Origin of the sequence: Methanobrevibacter sp. (genome assembly GCF_045636185.1) — an archaeon.
GTDB lineage: Archaea > Methanobacteriota > Methanobacteria > Methanobacteriales > Methanobacteriaceae > Methanocatella.
Genome location: NZ_JAZTXC010000102.1, coordinates 1 through 4,314, shown reverse-complemented (window position 1 = coordinate 4,314; position 4,314 = coordinate 1). Strand labels below are relative to the sequence as shown.

Genomic DNA, 4,314 nt, shown 5'->3' with positions numbered 1-4,314 from the left:
GCGAAACTCCAGGTTACTTTATTGATGCAGAATCTGCTGAAGGTGTTTTATTAAAATTGGCTGAATTGCTTAATTTTGAAATCAATACAGAAAAACTTGATGAAAGAGCTGAGGAAACCAGACAAATGTTGGCTCAAGCTCAACAAATGGAACAGGATTTAATTAATCGTGCCAATGCCGGAAATGCAGATGACTTAAGATATATTGGATAATTATCCAATTTTTTATTTTTTTATGAATGTTATAGTTATTCCAGATGGTGCAATGATTATTGTGCCGCTGATTGAAAAGAATGGACATACTTATTTGTCTCCAACTAATTTTTCCAAATATAATAATGAACTGAATTTAAATCCTGATTTTAAGGTTAATATGTCCAGCGAAACTCCATCTGGTGTTCGTGGCCGTATTTCTCTTTTGATGCCCTTGCTGGATAAGGCTGATGCCGCTATTATTTTAGGTCGAAGACCAGCAAATTATGAGCCAATGTATGATGTTTTAAACGAACTGATTTTGTTTTGCGGAAACGGCTGCAATAATGCACATTCACTTGCAGTTAATATTGTAGGCCAGTTGAATATTCCAGTTTTGAGACTGGCTTATCCGACAACCCGTGATGAGATTATCAATTTGATTGACAAGGTTAATCTATTTTTGAAAGATTTCGATTCATCCATTGGGGATGATTTGGATGCCGATTTGAAAAATAAGAATGAAAAAATTTCATTGGATGAATTTGAAAAAATTATTTATAATTCCTATTAAAATAGATGTTATTTGAAATAATGCCTATATTGTGAGTTTTACCTCACAATACCGCCCTTTAGGCATTAAAAACCAATTAATTAAAAGTTCGAGTTTTCCTCCGTGGAGGTGATACTCTGTTTAAATGTATTGTTGTAGTTCCTATATAAATGTAATTATTGTGAAAATGCAATTGATTAGTTTGCTTCTAGGTAAAAAGCCTCTGCGAAAACAGTTGGGTGCTGTTTTCTAAAAGTCCATCATTGAAATGGTTTTTAATCAATTACATTGATTGGTGAATATAGATATTAATTATATTATTTTTCTAGCCGACATCAACATGTTGGAAATCGTGTTTTGGATAATCATATTTTTTGATGGCAGAACAATTTTTATTGCTCCACGCATTTTTTTCATTGGCTATTAATGTGGGGTATTAAAGCAGTTAATCAGTTTTTGATAATCAATTTTAAATAAATCAATTTAAAGATAGTATTATCATGCTGGTCAATTCTGATTTTCATATTCATAGTTGCTTTTCAATGGCTTCTTCTAAGGACATGCTGATTAAAAATATTGCTCCTAAGGCCAAACTTAAAGGTTTAAACCTCATGGGAACTGGCGATGGTCTTCATCCCAAATGGCTGGATATCATTGAGGAATCTACCGATTATTCGGGAGATGGAATCTATTCTACTGAGGATATGGATTTTGTCATAACAACTGAGATTGAGGGAAAAAACAAGATTCATCATCTGATTATCATTCCTGACATTGACATTGCACGGGAATTGTCTGCCAAATTGCCGTCTAAAAATAAGAATGTTCACGGCAGGCCTAAAACACATCTTGGAGGAGCCGAAATTTTGGAATTGGTGCGCCAATATGATTGTTTAATCGGCCCTGCTCATGCTTTTACTCCATGGACAGGAATGTACAAGTCTTTTGACAGCATTTATGACTGTTATGAAAAGAAAGCGGATTTTGTGGAGTTGGGCTTGTCTGCCGATACTTATATGGCAGATACTGTTGAAGAATTAAAGGACTTTACATTTTTAAGCAATTCCGATGCACATTCTCCATGGCCCCATAGACTGGGTCGTGAATTTAATCAAATGGAGCTTCAAGATATTTCATTTTCTTCCATTAAGAATGCAATTAAACACTCAAACGTTAAAGCAAACTATGGCCTTGTGCCGAACTTGGGAAAGTATCACATGACCGCATGTACTAAATGCTTCAAACTGGTCAATCCTGATATTGCTCGTGAAAATAAAATGAAATGTGATTGTGGGGGAAGAATTAAAAAGGGTGTTGATTACAGGATTTCTGAAATTTCCGACTTTAAGGAACCTCATCATCCTGATTTCAGGCCTCAATATATTCATCTGATGCCTTTGGCCGAGTTAATATCTACAGTCTATGATAAAGGCGTTACAACAAAGACGGTTCAGGGTATCTGGCAAAAATTGGTTGATGGCTTTGAAAATGAAATAAATGTTTTAATTAATGCAGATATTTCTAATATTGAAAAAATAGATTCAAAAGTATCTGAAGCGATTGAAGCCTTTAGAAATAATACAATTGATATTACTCCTGGTGGCGGAGGTAAATATGGTGAAATTAATTTTAACCCTTCTCCAAATGAGGAAAAAAGTCCTAAAGTAGTAACTTTGGACAATTTTTGAAACGGACTTGGAGGGATTTGAACCCTCGATCTTAAGATTAGGAGTCTTACGCCCTTCCAGACTAGGCTACAAGCCCAAAAAATAATTAATTTTTTTATAAATTATTTTAAAAAAAGCAGTTTTTTATGAAAAGCGGACCCGCCGGGATTTGAACCCGGGGCCTTCGGATTAGAAGTCCGACGCCCTATCCAGGCTAGGCTACGGGCCCCTCATAAACATCATTTTATTATTTTGTTTTTCTTATTATATATATTTAATTGTTCATAGGATAATTTGATTAATTTCATATGTAAAAAATTCTTTTAATTTTAAAATTAGTAAAAAGTTTGAAAATTAGTAAAAAATAAAAATTAGTAGAGAAGATGGGTTTTATCCTCTACTTACAGATCCAGTTCTATCATTAATGACCATACCGTCTACTGCACTGTCATCAGTACTGTTGTAGATTGTAACAGACCAGTATCCATCTGAATAGGATGGTGTTCCTGCATAACAACCGGATACTTGAACATGTGACATTGCTATTGAACGGATGTCTGAAGCTGAATGTATTGGGCCACTACTGGATCCGCCTCCGCCGGAGCCACCTCCGCCGGAGCCACTTCCACTTCCAGATCCACTACCTGAACCGGAACCGGAGCCACTTCCACTTCCAGATCCACTGCTGGAACCTGTACCTGAACCAGCGCCAGAGTTTGCATGTGTTGCATTATTTGTTGTGTTATTTCCAATACCATGACCTCCATTTCCAGATCCAGAGCCCATACTGGATAAATCTGAAAATATAGGGCTATTATTTGTAACACCATATGCCACAACAGCTGCAGCAATACATAATACGATGATAACAGTTATGATTAAGTTTGATTTTTCCATAATTGCACCCCCATTTAAGTATTTTTAAATTTTTTAATTAGTGTAATATATGTTTACTACTATTACTTAAATGTTTTTTAATACGAAAATAATATTATAAATAATTTACTATATTAATTTATTAGACTGGAGGAATTGAATGCCTTATCATGCAAAGACCATAGTTGTAGGGTGTGGAAACATCCTTTTCAAAGATGATGGTTATGGACCTATCGTTGTAAACTTGTTGGAAAAATATTTTGAAAATGAAACTGAAGATGATTTTGACCCTGTTGTTATTTCATATATTGAAAATGACTTTTCAAAAGAAGTCCTGGATGAAGTTGAAGAAATTGTCAGTGATGTCGATTTAACTGGCGAAGTAAAATTTGTTGATGCAGGCAATGGTGCAACTCATTTCATATTTTCTCTTCCTGATGAGTATTGGGAAAAGGTAATCGTAGTTGATGTCGTTGATTATGATGCTGAAGCCGGATCCGTCAAAACATTTTCTCCTTTTGAAATGCCTAGGGACAAATATGAAAATGTTCACACTTATTCTGTTGAGGAACCTCTTCATGAGCTGTCCGCAAAATGTGAAGTTGTTATTGTAGGCTGCAAGCCTGGTGAGATATCTACTCCTGATGTTGAAATGGGATTGACTGAAGAGGTTGAAAAGGCAGTTCCTGAAACAATTCGTTTAATCTTGAATGAAATCAAATAATTGTTATTAATTTTTTTTATTTTTTTATTACTTCTTATCATACAATTTTTATATTTAGTATTACTAATTATTAATGACATGTAAAACAACGTCATTTTCCACGAAAAATGCAAGTGGTCACTTTCGTTTTTTAGGTGCTATTTCATGTATTAGTATATTACTTTATTCTTTTTGTTTAACCTAAACTTTTTACTACTTTTTTTAAAATTTTTAATAATTTATCATTATTTATCATGGATTTGCTCGCAGTATTGGGCTTAGATTTTTTATTATTTAAAGTTTACTATTTAATTTTTAAAGTAT

At 34.0% G+C, this 4,314-nt stretch carries 5 protein-coding genes and 2 tRNA genes; 4 read left to right on the top strand and 3 right to left on the bottom strand.

The window, feature by feature from the left end:
• The 3 genes from ACKI3Q_RS05860 to ACKI3Q_RS05850 all read left to right on the top strand — a co-directional run.
• The coding region (locus tag ACKI3Q_RS05860; RefSeq protein WP_407415186.1) for a PAC2 family protein at positions 1-212 on the top strand (212 nt) is incomplete at its 5' end.
• Positions 213-234: 22 nt separating this feature from the next.
• Positions 235-765: a DUF2112 family protein gene (locus ACKI3Q_RS05855; protein ID WP_407415184.1), complete on the top strand. Its 531-nt coding sequence runs from the start codon at positions 235-237 to the stop codon at positions 763-765.
• 479 nt (positions 766-1,244) lie between these two features.
• Positions 1,245-2,432 carry a TIGR00375 family protein gene (locus ACKI3Q_RS05850; RefSeq protein WP_407415182.1) on the top strand — a complete coding sequence of 396 codons (1,188 nt, stop codon included), beginning with the start codon at positions 1,245-1,247 and terminating at the stop codon, positions 2,430-2,432.
• Positions 2,433-2,434: 2 nt separating this feature from the next.
• On the opposite strand, the gene ACKI3Q_RS05845 is transcribed toward ACKI3Q_RS05850, so the two are convergent.
• The 3 genes from ACKI3Q_RS05845 to ACKI3Q_RS05835 all read right to left on the bottom strand — a co-directional run bounded on the left by ACKI3Q_RS05845 (position 2,435) and on the right by ACKI3Q_RS05835 (position 3,308).
• A tRNA-Arg gene (locus ACKI3Q_RS05845) sits at positions 2,435-2,508 on the bottom strand.
• A 57-nt stretch (positions 2,509-2,565) separates the two neighbouring features.
• Positions 2,566-2,640: transfer RNA gene (locus ACKI3Q_RS05840), tRNA-Arg, on the bottom strand.
• Between the two features lie 161 nt (positions 2,641-2,801).
• On the bottom strand, positions 2,802-3,308 hold the full coding sequence (locus ACKI3Q_RS05835; protein ID WP_407415180.1) for an endoglucanase: 507 nt from the start codon (positions 3,306-3,308) through the stop codon (positions 2,802-2,804).
• A gap of 139 nt (positions 3,309-3,447) precedes the next feature.
• Here ACKI3Q_RS05835 and frhD point away from each other — a divergent pair, with 139 nt between their 5' ends.
• Positions 3,448-4,011, top strand: coding sequence for a coenzyme F420-reducing hydrogenase, FrhD protein (gene frhD, locus ACKI3Q_RS05830; protein ID WP_407415178.1), 564 nt, complete (start codon positions 3,448-3,450; stop codon positions 4,009-4,011).
• Positions 4,012-4,314 lie beyond the last annotated feature (303 nt).